The following is an 18946-nucleotide window of genomic DNA, read 5'->3' as shown; positions in this document are numbered from 1 at the left end:
TATTAAAGGCCTAAAAACAAAAAGCCATTCCCTAAAGAACGGCTTTATAAAAAATATATTTTAGAATTATTTTTTAGATAATTTAGATAACAATCTTAAGAATTCTACATAAAGCCAAACTAATGTAATCATTAATCCCATAGCGCCATACCATTCCATATATTTTGGAGCGCCTTGGGCTGCACCGGTTTCTATTTGATCGAAATCTAAAAATAAATTTAAAGCAGCAATTACAATTACAAATAGGCTAATTCCAATGCTCGCCATTGAATTTCCATAATGAACTGGTTGGTAGTTTATGAAGAAAGTCAATCCCCAAGAAATAATATAATAAATAGCAATTGCAGCAGTTGCAGCGATTACTACCGATCTAAATTTTTCGGTTACTTGAACAATTTTATACTTATATAAAGCAAGACAAACTAAAAAAGTAACAAAAGTGCAGGTAACTGCTTGTATTACAATTCCGGGATAAACTTGATCTAAAATAGCAGAAATCCCTCCAATAAACAACCCTTCACAAATTGCATAAGCTGGCGATAAATAAGTTGAAAGGTGGGGTTTAAAAGAAGTTATTAATACTAAAATCAAGCCAACAATAGCACCTCCAATTGTAAAAATCATTGGATTTTGTTCGTTAGAAACCATGTTCCAAGTACCAAAAGCACCTACTACCAATAACAATAAAAGGATAAAACTTTTATTGATTGTTCCGGCAACAGTCATGGTTTGATATTGGTCCATAATTACAGCATCATGAACTTTATTACTGTTAAAAGTATCGGATTTAAAAAATGGATTTTTTGAATTCATAACATTAAATTTTTTGGTTTTCCAAATATACTTTTTCTTTTGAAATGAAAAAAGAATTGCCAAAATATTTAACCTTATTTAAACAAATAGAAATTGCTGTTTATTTAACTACTTTGTATAAGTTTGTAGCAATTATGAACAGAATACTAGTAATTGGAGATATTCATGGCGGATTGCGTGCGTTGCACCAAATAATGGAGCGCGCCCAAGTTTCTGAAAAAGACACCTTAATTTTTTTAGGAGATTATGTAGACGGGTGGAGTGAATCGCCCCAAGTTATTGATTATTTAATTGCACTTGGGAAACAACAAAATTGTATTTTTCTTAAAGGAAATCACGACGAATTATTGCTTGATTGGCTTAACGGAAACTTTGAAAATTTTAATGAATCGTTGTGGTACAATCATGGCGGAGAAGCTACTGTTGCCGCATATGGATCTGTTTCAGATCAAACCAAAAAAGAGCATATTGATTTTTTATCTTCCATACAAAATTACCATCTCGACCAACAAAACAGATTGTTTATTCATGCGGGATTTACCAATATGAATGGCGTGACCTTTGAATATTTTCCGAAGTTATTTTATTGGGATCGTTCACTTTGGGAAACTGCCTTAGCTCTTGATGAAAATATTGAAAAAGAATCTGTTCACTATCCAAGAAGGTTGTCGCTTTACGATGAGATTTATATTGGGCACACCCCTGTGACTAAAATCAACCAAACCATTCCTGTTAAAAAAGCATGTGTTTGGAATGTTGATACAGGTGCTGCTTTTAAAGGGCCCTTAACCATAATGGATGTTAACACAAAAGAATTCTGGCAAAGTGATTTGCTTCCGGAATTATATCCTACAGAAAAGGGAAGGAATTAAAAGCACATTGCAATTGAATTTCTATCTTTGTATACTAATTAATGACTTTATGAAAAAATTACTAATTATTCTACTTCTGGGTTTTTCTGGCCTTGTGGATGCTCAAGCATATAAAGGAAAAGGTGATATTAAATTTCAAGTCGGGGGGAATATTCAAAAATGGGGTTCGGGAATTTCGGTTTCCACCGATTTTGGAATTGGAGAAAACATGTCATATGGTTTTGTTGCCTCCTATTTATTAAACACTAATCAAGATTTAGGCATCCCAAAATTTGAAGATCGATTTGATGTTAAAGCTCGCTTTAATGCTAATTTAGGAAGTGTATTTAAATTAAAAAATAACGCAGATATTTATCCGGGTTTAGATATAGGATTGCGAAATTTTGGGGCCCATCTTGGGGGGCGGTATTTCTTTACCAACGGCTTTGGAGTCTATTCTGAAATTGGATTTCCAATTGCAAAATACAATACTACGCCAATGGGATACGACAATTTAAATAATCAATTCGTTTATGCAGTTGGTGCTTCCTTTAATTTATAATTAAATATGAGTGTTGTTACAGAAAAAAGATTAAAAGATCGAAGCGGTTCTAAATGTGAATTGTGTGGAACAGATGAAAATCTAATAGTTTACCACATCCCGCCCAACTCAAAAGCGGCTCCCGAAGATAGCATCTTGGCATGTAAAACCTGTGTAGGACAAATAGAAAATCCAGAAACTACTGATTTAAATCACTGGAGATGTTTAAGTGATAGTATGTGGAATGAAAACCTTCCGGTGCAAATTGTATCTTGGAGAATGTTGGCAAGATTAAAACAACAAGACTCATTAGACATGATGTACCTAGACGAAGAAGCTCTTGAGTGGGCTGCTGCAACTGGAGAAAATGACGATGATGAAGGAAAAATTGTGCATAAAGATTCAAATGGAAATATCCTTTTGGACGGAGATTCTGTGGTTTTAATAAAAGATTTAGATGTAAAAGGAGCTACTTTTACTGCCAAGCGTGGTGCTGCAGTGCACAATATTAAATTAGTTTGGGATGATGCCAATCTTATTGAAGGTCGTGTTGAAGGACAACATATTTATATCCTTACACAATACGTTAAGAAAACAAAGTAGTGTTTACTTGAAATATTAAATAAATTAAACCTTGCAATGCGGGGTTTTTTTATTTAATATTTTATAATAATTAATTTAGTAACTTTATGAAGTTAAATTAGTTAAACCTTTTTTAAGTATCAACGTCAAATAGCTAATTCTTACTCTCGGTACATGAAAAATAAATATTCTAGAAGAAATTTATTAAAAAAAATCTTTCGTCTTAGAAAAGAGGAGATGGATCTCCTTTTTGAAAAATATAAAAGAAAGAATTATAGCCAAAGAAATTATGTTCCTGTTGCAGAAAATTCTATAACAAATAGAATTGGAGCCATTACAAGTGGACTTGCGCCTTATTCGGGAACTTGGAATAAAGCAACTGCTTTACATTTATTAAGAAGAACTCAGTTTGGATATAAATTTTCAAATGTTGCTAATTTTGAACAAGCTGGATTAAATGCTAGTGTAAATTCACTAATATCCTTTTCCAATACTTCGCCTAATCCACCTGTTAATTTTTATCAAAATGTATTTTCCGACGAAGGAAACATTCCCTATGGAGGAGATTGGACACAACATGCCTTTAATTCAAATTCAATAGGAAACACAACCAATGTTTGGAGAACAAGTGGAGTTACGTCATGGAATTTGGGTTTGGCATTAAACCAAGATTTAAACATAAGAGAAAAAATGACCTGGTTTTGGTTTCATTTAATTCCGATAGATTTTAACTCCGTTAGAGCTTCTCAAAATATATATTGTGGTTCCAATTCAGCAAGAATATGCCATGAATATGTTCAAAATTTTAGAACAAATGGTTTAGGAAATTATAAAACACTTATTAGAAACATTGCTACGCAGCCAGCAATGATGTATTATCTAAACAATCAGGCTAATACAAATAGTGCGCCTGACGAAAATTTTGCTCGAGAAATAATGGAACTTTTTACATTAGGTAAAGATCCATTAAGTCAATTTACTGAAGCCGATGTAATTTCAGCTGCTAAAGTTCTTACTGGATGGCGCGTTCAAAATTTAAATACGCATCCTACGAGTGCTAATTTTGTAGCGTCTCAACACGACACAAGTACTAAACAATTTTCGAGCTTTTTTAATAATGCATCCATTTCAAATAATGGAAGTGCTGAATTAGATACCTTTATAAATTTGATTTTTTCAAAATCTCAAGTAGTTTCAGAATATATCTGTAGAAGATTGTACCGCTATTTTGTTTATTATGATATCGATGCAAATATTGAAGCAAATGTGATTGTTCCTTTGGCACAACATTTTGTAGCAAACAACTGGGAAATTGCTCCTGTTCTTGATAAATTATTTAAAAGCCAACATTTTTATGATATGGCAAATTATGGAGTATGTATTAAATCTCCATTCGATTTAGTAATTGGATCGTTGAGGGCTTTTAATACAAATTATAATGTTTCAGATGCTACCAATTATCATGCACAATATTATGTTTGGGCAGCAATAAATACTAATTTTTTAACCCCTATGGATCAATCAATGGGGTCAATTCCTAATGTTGCAGGTTGGCCTGCCTATTATCAAAATCCAAATTTTCATGAATATTGGATAAATTCAAATACAATTCAAAAGAGAGCGGCATTCATAAATGCAATATTTAATGGATTCAACTTAAACTATAACGGATTGACAACCCGAATTGAAGTAGATGTAATTGCGTGGGTTTCTCAATTTCCATCATCATTAATTTCAGATCCAAATACGCTAGTTGACCAGTGTGTTAACTATTTACTTCCAATTGATTTGAGTGCTACAGTAAAAAACGATTTGAAAGTACAAAATCTATTATCTAATCAAACAAATGATGGTTATTGGACAACCGCTTGGACTAATTATACAAACAGCCCAACAAATGTGGGTTACACTAATATCGTTAAATCACGATTAAAAAGCTTGTTACTTGCAATTACTCAATTATCTGAATACCAACTAATGTAATTTGCCATGAAAAGAAGAAATTTTATAAAAACAAGTGCATTAGTAGCAACAACTCCATTGTTATTTCAAGGAATTCCTGTAATGGCTTCCTCCGAATTAGATAGTTTAACTCTTGAAAAAATGGCGCTTTCCGCAATAAATTGCGGTAAAATTTTGATTATTATTCAGCAAAATGGAGGAAATGATGGGCTTAATACTGTGTTTCCATTAGACCAATGGAGTAACTTATTTAACGCGAGATCAAATATATTAATGAATCAATCCAGTGTGCTTTCATTAAACAACAATAGTTTCACAGGGCTTCATCCGGCAATGACCGAAATGAAGAATTTGTATAATAATGGAAAAATGATGATTGTACAAGGGGTTTCATATCCTAATCCTAATTACAGCCATTTTAGAGCTACTGATATTTGGTTTACTGCATCTGTTAGTAATCAAAACATTGATAGTGGCTGGCTTGGTAGAGCACTTGATTTAAAATATCCTAATTATCCAACAGCATATCCTTCCACAGATATGCCAGATCCATTAGCTATTCAAATTGGTTCCACCTTACCATTTTCCTTACAAGGGCCAAATATGAATATGGGTTACAGTGCACCAGATCCAAATGCACTGTTGAATGTGATTAATGGAATTACAGATCCGGCACCAAACTCAGATTATGGTCATGAATTAACCTTTCTTAGATTAATGAAAGATCAGAGTAATGTTTATAGAAATGTAATCCAAACGGCTTATAATTTGCCATTAAACTCGGGCGTAACTTATCCTCCAAGCAATAAATTAGCAGATCAATTAAAAATTGTTGCTAAACTTATTAATGGCGGATTACAAACTCCTGTTTATATTGTTAACCATCCAAATACGCATGATACGCACGAAAATCAAGTGGATAGCACCGATAAAACTCAAGGTTCACAAGCTATTAATTTAACTTTATTATCTCAGGCAATTGGGGCTTTTCAGCAAGAATTAGCTTACATGGGTAAGGAAGATAAAGTAACTGGAATGACATTTAGTGAATTTGGAAGAAGAATAAAAAGCAATTCCAGTATGGGAACTGATCACGGTGCAGGTGCTCCGGTACTATTTTTTGGTGGGGCTTTAAATACAAGTCCGAGTCAAGTTGCCAATACCGCTTATCCTATTCCTGGAATGATTGGAAATTCTCCTACACTACCTACAAATGCTTCAGTTAATGATCAAGTTCCAATGCAATTTGATTATAGACAACTTTATACAACGGTAATGCAAGATTGGTTATGTATGTCAGAAAGTGAGGCAACGCAAGTATTGGGTGGGAATTATGTTAAATTACCAATTTTTGATAGCACCTTGTTAAGCAGCATAAATTTTGAAGAAAAAAATAATTTAGAAATATTACTCTATCCAAATCCGAGTAGCGATGGAACTATTACTTTACAATTTCCTGAATTAGTGAAAGCCAATCTTCAATTTACAGTTTATTCAATAAACGGGAACCTTATAGAGAATTCGATTGCTTATGTTGAAGAAAATAAAATTAGTTTACAGTATCCAAAATTAGTTTCTGGGACTTACATCTTATCAATAGATTGGAACGGTCAAAAAATCTATAAAAAATTCATTATCAGATAACAAAAAACCCCTGTAATTAACAGGGGTTTTTTGTTTGTTACTATACTTTGATAAACTACAAATCAAATTTGATTCCTTGAGCTAAAGGTAAGCTTGTAGTATAATTAATGGTATTGGTTTGTCTTCTCATATACACTTTCCAAGCATCAGAACCTGATTCACGGCCTCCGCCTGTTTCTTTTTCTCCTCCAAAAGCACCGCCAATTTCAGCACCAGAAGTTCCGATGTTTACATTTGCAATTCCGCAATCAGAACCTGCAACTGATAAAAAGGCTTCTGCTTCACGTAAATTATTTGTCATAATTGCAGAAGATAATCCTTGAGCAACTCCATTTTGAATAGCAATTGCATCGTGCACATCACCAGAATATTTTAATAAATACAATACCGGAGCAAAAGTTTCGTGTTGTACAATTTCAAATTCATTTTTTGCTTCAGCAATAGCTGGTTTAACATAACAACCGCTTTCGTAACCTTCACCTGAAAGTACCCCGCCTTCAACTAATATTTTTCCTCCTTCGGCAACTACTTTTTCTAATGCATGTTGGTACAATTGAACTGCTTGTGTATCAATAAGTGGACCCACATGATTGTTTTGATCTAACGGATTTCCAATTCTTAATTGCCCGTAAGCACCTACAATTGCATCTCTTACTTTATCGTAAATGCTTTCATGGATAATAAGTCTTCTAGTTGAAGTACATCTTTGTCCTGCAGTTCCTACAGCTCCAAAAACGGCTCCGATAACGGTCATTTTAATGTCGGCATCTGGAGTAACAATGATGGCATTGTTTCCGCCTAACTCTAATAACGAATTTCCTAATCTTGCCGCACAAGCTTGTGCTACAATTTTACCCATTCTTGTAGAACCAGTAGCCGAAACTAAAGGAACACGTTTGTCGTGCGTCATTAATTCTCCTACTTTATAATCGCCATTTATTAAACATGATATTCCCTCTGGAAGGTTGTTTTCTTTTAATACTTCGGCGATGATATTTTGACAAGCAATTCCGCATAACGGTGTTTTTTCAGATGGTTTCCAAACGCACACATCACCACAAATCCATGCTAAGGCAGTATTCCAAGACCAAACCGCAACTGGAAAATTGAATGCAGAAATAATTCCTACAATTCCCAATGGGTGATATTGTTCGTACATACGGTGACCAGGACGCTCAGAGTGCATAGTTAAACCGTGTAATTGACGCGATAATCCAACAGCAAAATCACAGATATCAATCATTTCTTGCACTTCGCCATAGCCTTCTTGAAGGGATTTTCCCATTTCGTAAGAAACTAATTTACCAAGAGGCTCTTTATATTTTCTTAATTTTTCTCCAAATTGACGTACAATTTCTCCCCTTTTTGGAGCTGGCATTAATCGAAATGTTTTGAATGCTTCTGAAGCAGTTTGCATCACTTTTTCGTAATCTTCAGGTGTGGTAGTTTTTACTTTTGCAATTAATTGACCGTCTACAGGTGAGTAGCTTTCAATAATTGATCCGTTAGAAAAATGATTGTTTCCGGTTGATGTACCTTCGTTAATAGCTTTTACGCCTAAAATTTCTAGCGCTTCTACCATTCCGAATTGTTGTGCAATTGTTGCCATTGTATATTTTTTAGTTAATTCTTTTTAAATTTTATACAAAAATAGTTGATTATTTTGAATTATTGATAACTAGCCCAGGTAGAAATGGAAAGCCTTCGACAAGCTCAGGCTGACCAAATTGTTGAATTATGAATTGTTTTCTTTTATTTCAAAGCAGGATTGATTTCCATAATTGTGCCGCATTGCTTGCAAGTGCGCATTTCTTGAGAGGCATAAAATTGATTAAAATGTGGAAGGAAATCTTTTTCAATATCGTGCAACTCAAAATAAGCTTCGTGTAATTTAGTGTTGCAATTTTCGCAAAACCACAACAAGCCATCGGTAAATCCTTTTCCGGCCCGTTTTCTTTCAATTACTAGACCAATTGAATTTTTTGTTCTACTAGGCGAATGTGGTGTTTTAGCTGGTAGCAGAAACATATCGCCAGCAGCTAAATGCATGGCCTTTTTTTGTCCGTCTTCTTGAATAAAAACCGTGATGTCGCCTTCTAATTGATAAAACAATTCTTCGGTTTCATTGTAATGATAATCTTTACGTGCATTGGGTCCTGCAACAATCATTACAATATAATCCCCCGAATCAACATATATGTTTTTATTTCCAACAGGAGGGACTAAAAGATGTCGGTTTTGCTCAATCCAATTGGATAGATTAAATGGTTTAGAAATTGCCATAACTTATTTTTTACGAAATTACTAAAAATAAAAAAGGTTAGCTTAAGCTAACCTTTAAAATATTAATTTGTTTGTTTAATAAGATAAATATAAACCGGAAAGTGATCACTAAAACCGACTTCATTTATGGTGTGTCGGAGGGGATAGCCTTTATATTGGCCAACTGTTTGAATCATATAGGGTTTATTATAAATTCCGGCTTTCCAATATCTAAAAGAAGTATAATCGGGTAGCGTAAATTGTTGGGAAACCATAATTTGATCAAAGATATCTCCAGCATCTCTATAAAATAATGAGGCATTCCCTTCTTTTGCCATTTGTTCAAATGGATTGTAAATATCTCCAGAGGAAGCTAATTCGGTTTTCTTAAGTTTGGCGCCTAAAGCTACCTTTACGCTTCGGTTATAAGCCCCATCGTTCAAATCTCCCATAGTAATAATTTTAGCGTTTGGATTTATTTTCACTAATGAGTCGATAATTTTTCTATTTAAAGCGCCTCCAGCTTCTCTAAAAGGTGAGCTTTTCTTTTCTCCACCAGAGCGAGACGGCCAGTGATTTACAATTACATTTACTTCTTCCCCGTCTAAATAGCCGGTAACCAATAATTGATCTCTGGTATATACTCTTTCGGAATTTAGTTCAATTTCAGATTTATCATCAGATGCATCATCAACTTCATTTTTCTTTTTGGCAGAAAGATCTAATTGCTTTTTGTAAATGATCAAAGGGATATTGATAGCGCTCGTTACTTTAAAATGTTTCTTTTGATACAATAAAGCCACATCAATTCCTCTTTTGTCAGGTGAATCAAAATGTACAATTCCATAATCAGAACGAAGTAAATTGGGTTGTTTTACTAAATCTTCAAGTACACCACGATTTTCTATTTCAGACCCTCCAATTAAAGTTGGAGAATTTGGATTTTTCTTTTCCTGTATAGAACCCGTGCCTATTTCTGATAGCACTCGGGCTAAATTTTCTAATTTTTGTTTGTATTTTTTGTAGGTCCAATTTTGAGCTCCATTTGGCAACCATTCTTCATCAATATTTGGATTGTCTATGGTGTCAAATAAATTTTCAAAATTATAGAAAGCAACGGTATGTACATTATAACTTTTTGCTTGAGCATTGACTCTTTGTATAGCAACTATAGCTAGCGCAATTACTATAAAGGCTTTTAATTTCATAAAATGTTTATTAATTTAAGGTCAAGTTATTATAAACTTTGCACCAAAAGTACTATTTTTATTAAAATAATGTACATTTGTAGGCTGTTTAGTTTTTATTAAGACTTCAGTTGTAAGAATATTTAATTTAAATCAATTTATGAAAAAACTTGTCATTAGTTTGTTATTTGTGATGCAAGTGTGTTTCGTTTTTGCCCAATCTGGAACTGGTTTTTCTGGAAAAGTAGTAGATTCAAAAACACAAAAGGCGTTACAAAATGTTGTGGCTACGGTGCTAAATAGTAATTTAACACAAGTTACTGACTCTGAAGGTAAATTTACTTTTAAGAATGTTTCTGTAGGAAGCCAATTATTAACCATTAAGAGCGCTGGCTTCAAAGATGTATTATTAGCTGTTGAAGTGGCAAATGGTAAAATTTTAGATTTAGGTGTAGTCTCTTTGGAAGAAGACATTACTCAAGAACAACAACTTAGTTTAATTACCATTACCGATAATGATCTTGGTGATGATAATAGTGGTTCTGAAAGTACTTCAGGATTATTACAGGCCTCAAGAGATGTTTTTCAGCAAGCTGCTGCATTTAACTGGGGACAAGCCCGTTTTAGAATTCGTGGTTTAGATAACGAATATGGAACTACGATGATAAACGGAATTTCAATGAATAAAATTTATGATGGTAGACCACAATGGGGAAACTGGGGCGGACTAAATGATGCAACCAGAAACCAAGAGTTTACAATGGGTTCTGGACCTTCAGACTATACATTTGGAGGAATTCTTGGAACACAAGAAATAAATACAAGAGCATCTATTTTTAGAAAAGGTTCGCGAGTTTCTTTTTCAGGTACCAACACTAATTACAATTGGAGAACAATGGGGACTTATGTTTCTGGAATGAACTCTAAAGGATGGGCGTTTGTGGTTTCTGGATCTAGAAGATGGGCAGAAGAAGCTTATTTTGAAGGAACCGACAATAGTGCAAATTCATTATTTGCTAGTATTGAGAAAAAATTTAACGAAAAACATTCCTTAAATTTCACTGCTATTTATGCTCAAAATTATAGAGGGAAAAATTCTCCAAATACTAAAGAAGTATCTGATATTGCTGGAATAAAATACAACTCTTACTGGGGGTATCAAGATGGCGAACAAAGAAACTCAAGAATTAAAAACCTTAATGAGCCTATTTATATGTTGAGCCATTATTGGAAAATTAGTCCGAAAACAAACTTAAACACCAATATTGCATACCAAGTAGGTTCAATTGGAAATAGTCGAATTGATTTTCAAGGACAAGATAATCCAGACCCAACCTATTATAGAAGTATGCCAAGTTATTATACAACACAATTTGATGATAATGGAAATTACATAGGTAATAGTGCTATTAACTTATTAGAAGCATCTCAGGCAAAATTTCTTACAAACAGACAGTTAAACTGGAATGAACTTTATGACATTAACAGGAATAGTACTGCTGGAAATAGTTATTATGTGCTTTACGAAGATAGAACAGATGATAAGCTTATTAGCGCAAACTCGGTGTTGTCCTCACAATTAGCAGATAACATTTTAGTAAATGCTAGTATAAATCTAAAAAAACTAGATTCTCATAATTTTCAAAATTTACTTGATTTAATGGGCGGTAAATATTTTAATGATTTTGATAATTTTGGAAGTAATTCTTCACAACAACAATCTGATTTAAATAATCCAAACCGAACGGTTGTAGAAGGAGATAAATATGGCTACCATTATAAATTAGCGGCAACCACATTTGATGCTTTTACCCAATTTAAGTTTACTTATAAAAAAGTTGATTTTTATCTTGCGCAAAGCTATTCTCGCTCAGAATATCAAAGAGATGGATTATATAAAAATGGATATTATCCAACTAATTCTTTTGGAAAAAGTAAAAAAGTTGAGTTTGATAACTTCGGATTTAAAGGGGGGCTAACTTATAAAATCTCTGGAAGACAGTTTATTGATTTTAATGGTTATTATGCTACCAAAGCACCAAACATGAGAAATACTTTTCCTAATGCAAGAATAAACAATAATGTTTTTCCTAATTTGAAAAGTGAAACTATTTCAAGTATTGATGCGAGTTACATTATAAAAACTCCAAGTTTAAAAGCAAGAATTACTGGGTTTTATTCTTACATATCTGGATCAACTGAAACTTCATTCTTCTTTGCTGATGCTATTGATGACGGAGATGCGTCTAATGGAGAAAGTTCTTTTGTGGCAGAAACTATAAATGGTTTAAACAAAAAAAATATTGGATTAGAAGTTGGATTAGAATATCAAGTTACTAAAACTTTAAAAGCAACTTTTGCAGGTACTTATGGTGAATATACCTATGATAGTAATCCAACTGTTCAATTAAACATTGATAGTCAAGCAAGCGCAACGAACACCTTTCCAGTAAGAGATTATGGTGTTGCTACTTTAAAAAATTACAAACAACCAGGAATGCCTCAAACTGCAGCTTCGTTTGGTTTAGAATATAGAGATCCTAAGTTTTGGTGGGTTGGAGCGAATGCAAACTATTTAGGTAATAGCTACATAGATGTTGCGCCAATTTTAAGAACCGAATCGTTTTTAGTTGATCAAACTTTTGGAAATTCATCTACACCTTTTTATGAAGCAACTCAAGAAAGAGTAGATCAATTATTAAAACAAGAAAAATTTGATCCATTTACATTAATTAATATTACTGGAGGAAAATCTTGGAAAGTAGGAAATCAAACATTTGGATTCTTTGCTACCATTAATAATGTTTTTGATGTAACATACAAAACAGGAGGATTTGAACAAGCAAGAAATTCTAGTTTCCGTCAATTAAATCAAGATTCTGGTCATATTGATCCTTCAACAAATCAATATGTATCTCATACACCTTCATTTGGTCCTAAATATTTTTATGGATTTGGAAGAACTTATTTCTTAAACTTATACATTAACTTTTAATTATTTAAAAATGAAAAAAATAGCATTATATAAGTTTTTGGTTATTGCTGGATTAACAATTTTATCAAGTTGTACAAGTGATAGCGATATAGAAAACGCTAAAGTAAAAACTACATTATTTAAAGAGAACTTTACAGATAATACAGATGGAACGGCATTAAATACAACGGGCTGGACCAATTATGCTCAAGTAGGTACCAAAAAATTTACCGAAGAGATCTACTCTGGTAATGGATATGCAGAATTCACTTCCTATCAATCTGGGCAAGCTTCAAATATTGCTTGGTTAATTTCTCCAGGATTTGACATGAATAAGCAAGACGGAGAAAAATTAGTTTTTCAAGCTACACATGCCTATTTAACTACTACAGAAAATTCATTAGAATTGATGGTTTCGACAGATTATGATGGAAATATTGCCAACTTTAATCAATCTAATTGGTTGAGTTTACCAATAACTAAACCAACCCCAAGCAACGATTTTTACGAATACGTAAATTCTGGCGAAGTTGATTTGTCGAATTTTAATGGAACTTTACACTTTGCGTTTAAAGTAAAAGGTTCTGGAACAAACACCTCTCAAGACGCAACCTATCAAATAGATAACATAAGACTTTATTACTAAAATTATGAAAAAGATACTTTCAACATTAGCCATCGCCGCACTTGTATTTAATTTTACAAGTTGCGTTGTAGATGACACAAAAATGGACAATAACGGAACGGGGATTGTAACCTATGAATTAACTGCAACCAAAACGGTTCAGAATATTAAAGCTTTTAACAATACCACTAATCCGGTTCAATATACGGCAGATGATATTATAGAAGCTTATGTAACCTCTTCGGATGAAACAGGTACTTTTTACAATACTATTTGTATGCAAGATATTGCTGTAAATACTGCTCAACCTATTGGGCTAAGTATTAGCGCAAATTTTTCCTCGTTTGGTAAAGGTTTTTCACCTGGAAGAAAAGTATTTATTAAACTTAAAGGTTTATACACTGCGGTTGTTGATGGTTCCTTAAAAATTGGAACTTTATATAATGGCGCAATTGGAAGAATTTCTGAAAACGAGTGGCAAAAATATTTATTTCCATCTTCAGTAATGGTTCCAGAAACCAGTTTAGTGAGAACAATTTCTTTAGCTACAGCTGCAACTGATACTAATTTAAACACATTAGTAGAAATTGATAATGTGCAATTTGCAGACGGATCATTAGCGAGAACCTATTTTGATGTAGATTCTGGAGGTAGCGCAACAAATCATAATATTGTTGATGTTGCTGGTGGTACTACAAGATATTTCCGAGTTAGTCAATATGCTATGTTTGCTTACCAAAATGTTCCATCTGGAAGAGGTAAAATAAGAGGTATTATGACAAAATATGGTTCCGATTATCAATTTATTGTAAGACATCAAAATGATGTTAAATTAACGAATCCAAGAACCTATAATTTTGCAAATAGTTTATCAGAAAATTTTGAAAGTGCTGTGGTTAATCAAAAAGGATTTCCAAACTATCTAAATTTTGCAACTTCAGGAACAAAAGATTGGATAGTAAAATCGGTGAACGGTAGTAAATGCATTCAAATGTCTGCCTTTGGTGGTGGCCTTGAAAGCAACAAATCTTACTTTATTGTTCCAGTAAACTTTACTGCTGCTAATACATTGTCATTTCAAGTTGATGCCGATTTCTTCAGTTCTGCTTTTGGATTAAAAGTTTATAGAACTATGAATTATGTGCCTGGCGAAAAACTATCTAATGCTACATTGTATGATATTTCATCTAGTTTTAATTTTCCTACGGCTACTACTTCCTCATTTACCTCGGCTGGAACTTATACTATTCCAACAACAATTCAAGGAAATGGGTATTTTGTTTTTGAATATACAGGAAGTAATATCCCTGGATCAAGTTTACAAACAACAAATTGTAATATAGATAACATTACTATTAATTAGTAAAATATCAATCCTTATTTAAAGCCGCTCTATGAGCGGCTTTTTTTTTAATAAATATATTGAAATTTATCTTTGTGAAAATAACAAGTACTAATTGATTAATTCCAAAACAAATTCTATTCATTACACTAAATATTTAAGCTGATTAAGCTTGTTTAAGCAAAAAAGTTGGTGTTGTAATACAAATTTTTGTTTATATTAATTTTGATTACTTATTGGCTTAAAAAACAAAAAAGCCCTGTTATAAATAACAGGGCTTTTTTTATAGGTATTCTTCTTGAATTATTTTACGATCAAGAACTCTGAACGTCTGTTTTGTGCATATTGTTCTTCAGTACATGGATCACATTGAACTTTTGGTTCGCTTTCTCCAAATCCTTTACCAGAAATGCGTTCTGCTGGAATTCCTTTAGAAATAACATATTGAACTGTTGCTTGAGCTCTTCTATCAGATAAAGAAAGGTTATATGTATCACTTCCTCTGCTATCTGTATGCGATTTAGCAAAAATCACTAACTTATCGTTATTCTTCATTACTTGAACTAATTTATCTAACTCAAATGCACCTTGCTGGGTAATATTGCTTTTATCAAACTCAAAATAAATTGGTTGTAAAACAATTTCAGTAGGCGTAATTATTACGTCAATTGGTTGTAACGGAGCTGGTAATTTAGCAGTTGGTCCTTTGCTTTTTTCCACAGAAAATACATTTCCTTCAAATCCGTCTTTTGAAGCTTGAATAGAATATGGTGTATCACATTCTATTTTAAAGTTTACTTCTCCGTTGCTGTTAGAATATTGAGTTGCAATTACATTATTTTTTGCGTCTAATATTGCAACTTTAGCATTATCTAATACTGCTCCGGTTTTAGCATTGGTAACAACAACTAATAAATCTACAGCACAAAGAGGTGTTGCAAGAAACAAATCGTCGTTTCCATTTCTGTTACTAGAAAGGAATCCAATATTTTTTGCTTTATTAAATGTAAAATCAAAATCGTCTTTTTCGGTATTGATAGGTTTCTCCATATTTACCGCTTCAGTACCTTTTGCTAAGTTAATTTGAAAAATGTCTAATCCACCAAAACCAGGTTTTCCAGTTGAAGCAAAATATAAAGTTGTATTATCATCTGCAATGAATGGGAAACTTTCATTTCCTTCAGTATTAACTTTAGTGCCTAAGTTTTCAGGTTTTCCAAAATTACCTCCATTAACAGAAACTTTCCAAATATCTACCCCACCAACACTTCCTGGCATATTAGAAGAAAAGTAAAGTGTTTTACCGTCTCTACTTAAACTTGGGTTGCTTAACGAATAGTCTTTGCTGTTAAATGGTAAAGGTTTAATGTTAGACCAAGTCTCTCCAGATTTAGTAGCAACATATAAATTGTTTCTACCTAATTTTAAATGGTTTTGTTTGTCTTTTTCATACAGCCCTTCTCTAAAGCTATCACTAGAAAAGTACATAGTATTTCCATCTGCACTAATTGTAACAGGACCATCATGGCGTTTGTGATTAATAGATTCTAATGGAACTGGCTCAGAGAAAGTTCCAGAATCAGCCATAATAGAAGTATATATGTCTAGGAAAGGCTCGCCGGTCCAACCGTAAGTTTTTTTTGATCCACTTCTTGCACTCGTAAAGTAAAGTGTTTTATCATATAATACTGCGCCAAAATCAGATTTATCTGAACTAATTTTAACAGGGGCAACAGAATAAGTTACACCTTGAACTAATTTAGGTACATAATTTGGATTTTCTTTAAATGACTTTGCTCTTACATCATTTGGCGCTAATGCAGCAAATTTTGTCATTTGCTTATTCGACTCTTCATATTTGCCATTAGATTTAAGCATTTGAGCGTATCTGTAATAGGTTTCTGCATCTTGCTTTGTAGCAATAGCTTTTGCATACCATTTAATTGATTCAGCAGTGTTGAACATATTATAATATGCATCAGCCATTTGTTTAAATACATATCCGTCAGCTTTTCCGCTATCAACCAATTTTTGATATTCTTTAACTGCAGAAATATATTCATATCTACTAAATAATTTATCTGCTACTTTGGTGTCTTGATTTTGAGCAATAATTGAACTACTTATTGCAAAAAAACTTAATACTATATATAGATTTTTCATTTTTATACTTGGTTTATGTTAGAAATATCTTGGAGATTGAGATACTTTTTTCGGGAAATTTAAATTAAACAATATTAATATCTCGTGAGATGATGGGGTAGATATTTTTAAATCGGAAACAATTTGATCGTATGCATATCCTACTCTTAAGTTTGGATTAACTGCATAATTAACCATAGCTCCAAAAGAATCTTGAGATCTGTATGTTCCACCCACCTCAAACCTATCTTTGAACATAAAGTTAGCAGACAAATCAAATGATACTGGCGCATTCATTGCAGACTTTATCATAGTAGACGGTTTAAATTTAAGGTCAGGATTAATATCAAATACATAGCCACCTGTTAAGAAATAATGTAGCGTTTCATTTCCGTATTTAACTCCGTTAAAATCCAAATAATTAGACTTCAGCATATTTGGCATAGATACCGCAACATAATATTTATTAGTATAATAAAAGAACCCTGTACCCATATTTAAAAAGGACTTATTTGGATTTGGGCCGCCAAAAGATTCATCATTAATATCGGGCAAAGTTGGGTAGATGGTATTAAAATCTATTTTGTGCATAGTAACACCTCCTTTTAAACCAAATGCTAATCTTCGATCTCCCCCAAGATTAAGAGTGTAGGAGAAATCTGCGTAAACATTAGTTTCGTCAACAGGACCAATTCTATCGCTGACAGCAGAAAGCCCTAATCCAACATTTTTTCCAACAGGTGAGTTGATAAAGAAGGTTCCCGTTGTTGGTGCTCCATCTATATTTATCCATTGTTTTCTGTATAAAAATCCACCTGTCATGTTTTCTTTTGAACCCGCATAAGCTGGGTTCATAATACTCATATTATACATGTATTGAGTGTATTGTGGATCTTGCTGCGCTTTTACATCAATAACTGTAAATAATGCTAACGCAATTAGGAAATATATTTTTTTCATTTTATGAAGATTTATCATTTTACGTTAATAATTATTTAGAATTTCTGTTAATATAAATCCAACCTGTTTTACTTGGTTGATTGTTTTTAAACTCTATTACATAAAAATAAGTTCCGTCAGGTAATTCACTTCCTGAATCCGATTGACCTATCCACTCATTGGTATATTCATTTTTCGAATAAACATTCGTTCCTAATCTATTATAAATGCCCAATTTTTGAACGTTCATTAATCTCAAATCAAAGAAATCATTTTTATTGTCATTGTTAGGAGAAATACCTTTTTGAATATCACAATAAATTCTATCAACTACAATTGAATCACTTAATTGACAACCATCTACAGTTGTTACATTTACATTAAATGTTGCTGGCATTTGGGTTGTTACCATTGGATCATTAAAATATGCAGTAGCATTAAAAGTAGCGTTTGAGCCAACCGTTACAGAATTTACAGTCCAGTTAAAAGTTGATGAATTTAAATCAAAAGAACTTCCAGATGGAATTACTTCTAAAATAAAGTTATTATCAAGACATTCTCCAAATAATGTATAATCAAATGCTGGCGCAAAAGAAATAGTGCCTGAAGAACTTAAACTAAAACAACTTGTTGTTGTGTTTGTTATAATAACAGAATAGGTTCCTGCTACTGCAGCTGCTAAATTAAATGAAGCAACATTTCCTGGATTTGTAACCCCCGAAGGAACTGTCCAAGCATATGAATAGTTTCCTGCTGAACCAGGTGTTGCCGTAACTGTAGCTGATTGTCCGTTACAAACAACTGGACTACTAACGGTTACTGTTGGATTTGGATTAATAGTTACTGTACTATTTGCAGCTAAACTTGTACATCCAGCAGCATTTGTTACTGTTACTGTGTAAGCACCTGAGACAGTAGCATTAAATGAAGCTACATTTCCTGGATTAGTTCCAGATGGAACGGTCCATGTGTATGTGTAAGTTCCAGCTGCACCTGGTGCTGCAGTAACCAATGCGCTAACACCGCAATTTGTTGGACTATTAACTGTTACTGTTGGTATTGCATTTATAGTAACTGTACCT

General features: G+C 32.9%; 15 protein-coding genes. 8 read left to right on the top strand and 7 right to left on the bottom strand.

Features of this window, described 5'->3' with window-relative positions:
* Positions 1-66: 66 nt before the first annotated feature.
* A complete protein-coding gene (locus ABWO08_RS05020) occupies positions 67-813 on the bottom strand; it encodes a Bax inhibitor-1/YccA family protein (protein WP_353083965.1) in 747 nt (248 codons plus the stop codon).
* Positions 814-947: 134 nt separating this feature from the next.
* Here ABWO08_RS05020 and ABWO08_RS05015 point away from each other — a divergent pair, with 134 nt between their 5' ends.
* The 5 genes from ABWO08_RS05015 to ABWO08_RS04995 all read left to right on the top strand — a co-directional run bounded on the left by ABWO08_RS05015 (position 948) and on the right by ABWO08_RS04995 (position 6393).
* Positions 948-1685 carry a metallophosphoesterase family protein gene (locus tag ABWO08_RS05015; protein ID WP_353083964.1) on the top strand — a complete coding sequence of 246 codons (738 nt, stop codon included), beginning with the start codon at positions 948-950 and terminating at the stop codon, positions 1683-1685.
* Positions 1686-1734: 49 nt separating this feature from the next.
* Entirely contained in the window at positions 1735-2226 is a 492-nt protein-coding gene (locus ABWO08_RS05010; RefSeq protein WP_353083963.1) for a DUF6646 family protein, read from the top strand.
* Between the two features lie 6 nt (positions 2227-2232).
* Positions 2233-2808, top strand: coding sequence for a PhnA domain-containing protein (locus tag ABWO08_RS05005; protein ID WP_353083962.1), 576 nt, complete (start codon positions 2233-2235; stop codon positions 2806-2808).
* Between the two features lie 153 nt (positions 2809-2961).
* On the top strand, positions 2962-4770 hold the full coding sequence (locus tag ABWO08_RS05000) for a DUF1800 domain-containing protein (RefSeq protein ID WP_353083961.1): 1809 nt from the start codon (positions 2962-2964) through the stop codon (positions 4768-4770).
* A gap of 6 nt (positions 4771-4776) precedes the next feature.
* On the top strand, positions 4777-6393 hold the full coding sequence (locus ABWO08_RS04995) for a DUF1501 domain-containing protein (protein ID WP_353083960.1): 1617 nt from the start codon (positions 4777-4779) through the stop codon (positions 6391-6393).
* A 55-nt stretch (positions 6394-6448) separates the two neighbouring features.
* Here the strand turns inward: ABWO08_RS04995 and amaB are convergent, their stop codons facing one another.
* The 3 genes from amaB to ABWO08_RS04980 all read right to left on the bottom strand — a co-directional run bounded on the left by amaB (position 6449) and on the right by ABWO08_RS04980 (position 9863).
* Positions 6449-8002: an L-piperidine-6-carboxylate dehydrogenase gene (gene amaB, locus ABWO08_RS04990; RefSeq protein ID WP_353083959.1), complete on the bottom strand. Its 1554-nt coding sequence runs from the start codon at positions 8000-8002 to the stop codon at positions 6449-6451.
* 143 nt (positions 8003-8145) lie between these two features.
* A complete protein-coding gene (locus ABWO08_RS04985; RefSeq protein ID WP_353083958.1) occupies positions 8146-8676 on the bottom strand; it encodes a 3-hydroxyanthranilate 3,4-dioxygenase in 531 nt (176 codons plus the stop codon).
* Between the two features lie 62 nt (positions 8677-8738).
* Complete coding sequence (locus ABWO08_RS04980) at positions 8739-9863, bottom strand: endonuclease/exonuclease/phosphatase family protein (RefSeq protein ID WP_353083957.1); 1125 nt, start codon at positions 9861-9863, stop codon at positions 8739-8741.
* Between the two features lie 139 nt (positions 9864-10002).
* Here ABWO08_RS04980 and ABWO08_RS04975 point away from each other — a divergent pair, with 139 nt between their 5' ends.
* From ABWO08_RS04975 to ABWO08_RS04965, 3 genes are read left to right on the top strand one after another with little or no spacing between them, the layout of a single operon-like run.
* A complete protein-coding gene (locus ABWO08_RS04975; protein ID WP_353083956.1) occupies positions 10003-12837 on the top strand; it encodes a carboxypeptidase-like regulatory domain-containing protein in 2835 nt (944 codons plus the stop codon).
* A 10-nt stretch (positions 12838-12847) separates the two neighbouring features.
* Positions 12848-13462 (top strand): choice-of-anchor J domain-containing protein, encoded by a 615-nt coding sequence (locus ABWO08_RS04970; RefSeq protein ID WP_353083955.1) that lies wholly within the window; start codon positions 12848-12850, stop codon positions 13460-13462.
* Between the two features lie 4 nt (positions 13463-13466).
* Complete coding sequence (locus tag ABWO08_RS04965) at positions 13467-14804, top strand: DUF5689 domain-containing protein (RefSeq protein WP_353083954.1); 1338 nt, start codon at positions 13467-13469, stop codon at positions 14802-14804.
* Between the two features lie 282 nt (positions 14805-15086).
* Here the strand turns inward: ABWO08_RS04965 and ABWO08_RS04960 are convergent, their stop codons facing one another.
* From ABWO08_RS04960 to ABWO08_RS04950, 3 genes are all read right to left on the bottom strand, one after another.
* Complete coding sequence (locus ABWO08_RS04960; protein WP_353083953.1) at positions 15087-16946, bottom strand: OmpA family protein; 1860 nt, start codon at positions 16944-16946, stop codon at positions 15087-15089.
* An 18-nt stretch (positions 16947-16964) separates the two neighbouring features.
* Positions 16965-17885 (bottom strand): PorP/SprF family type IX secretion system membrane protein, encoded by a 921-nt coding sequence (locus tag ABWO08_RS04955; protein ID WP_353083952.1) that lies wholly within the window; start codon positions 17883-17885, stop codon positions 16965-16967.
* A gap of 31 nt (positions 17886-17916) precedes the next feature.
* Positions 17917-18946, bottom strand: a 1030-nt coding sequence (locus ABWO08_RS04950; RefSeq protein WP_353083951.1) for a T9SS type B sorting domain-containing protein, incomplete at its 5' end; no start/stop codon positions are given.

Origin of the sequence: Flavobacterium sp. (assembly GCF_040383245.1) — a bacterium.
Lineage (GTDB): Bacteria > Bacteroidota > Bacteroidia > Flavobacteriales > Flavobacteriaceae > Flavobacterium.
This window is presented reverse-complemented; position numbering and strand designations above follow the sequence as displayed.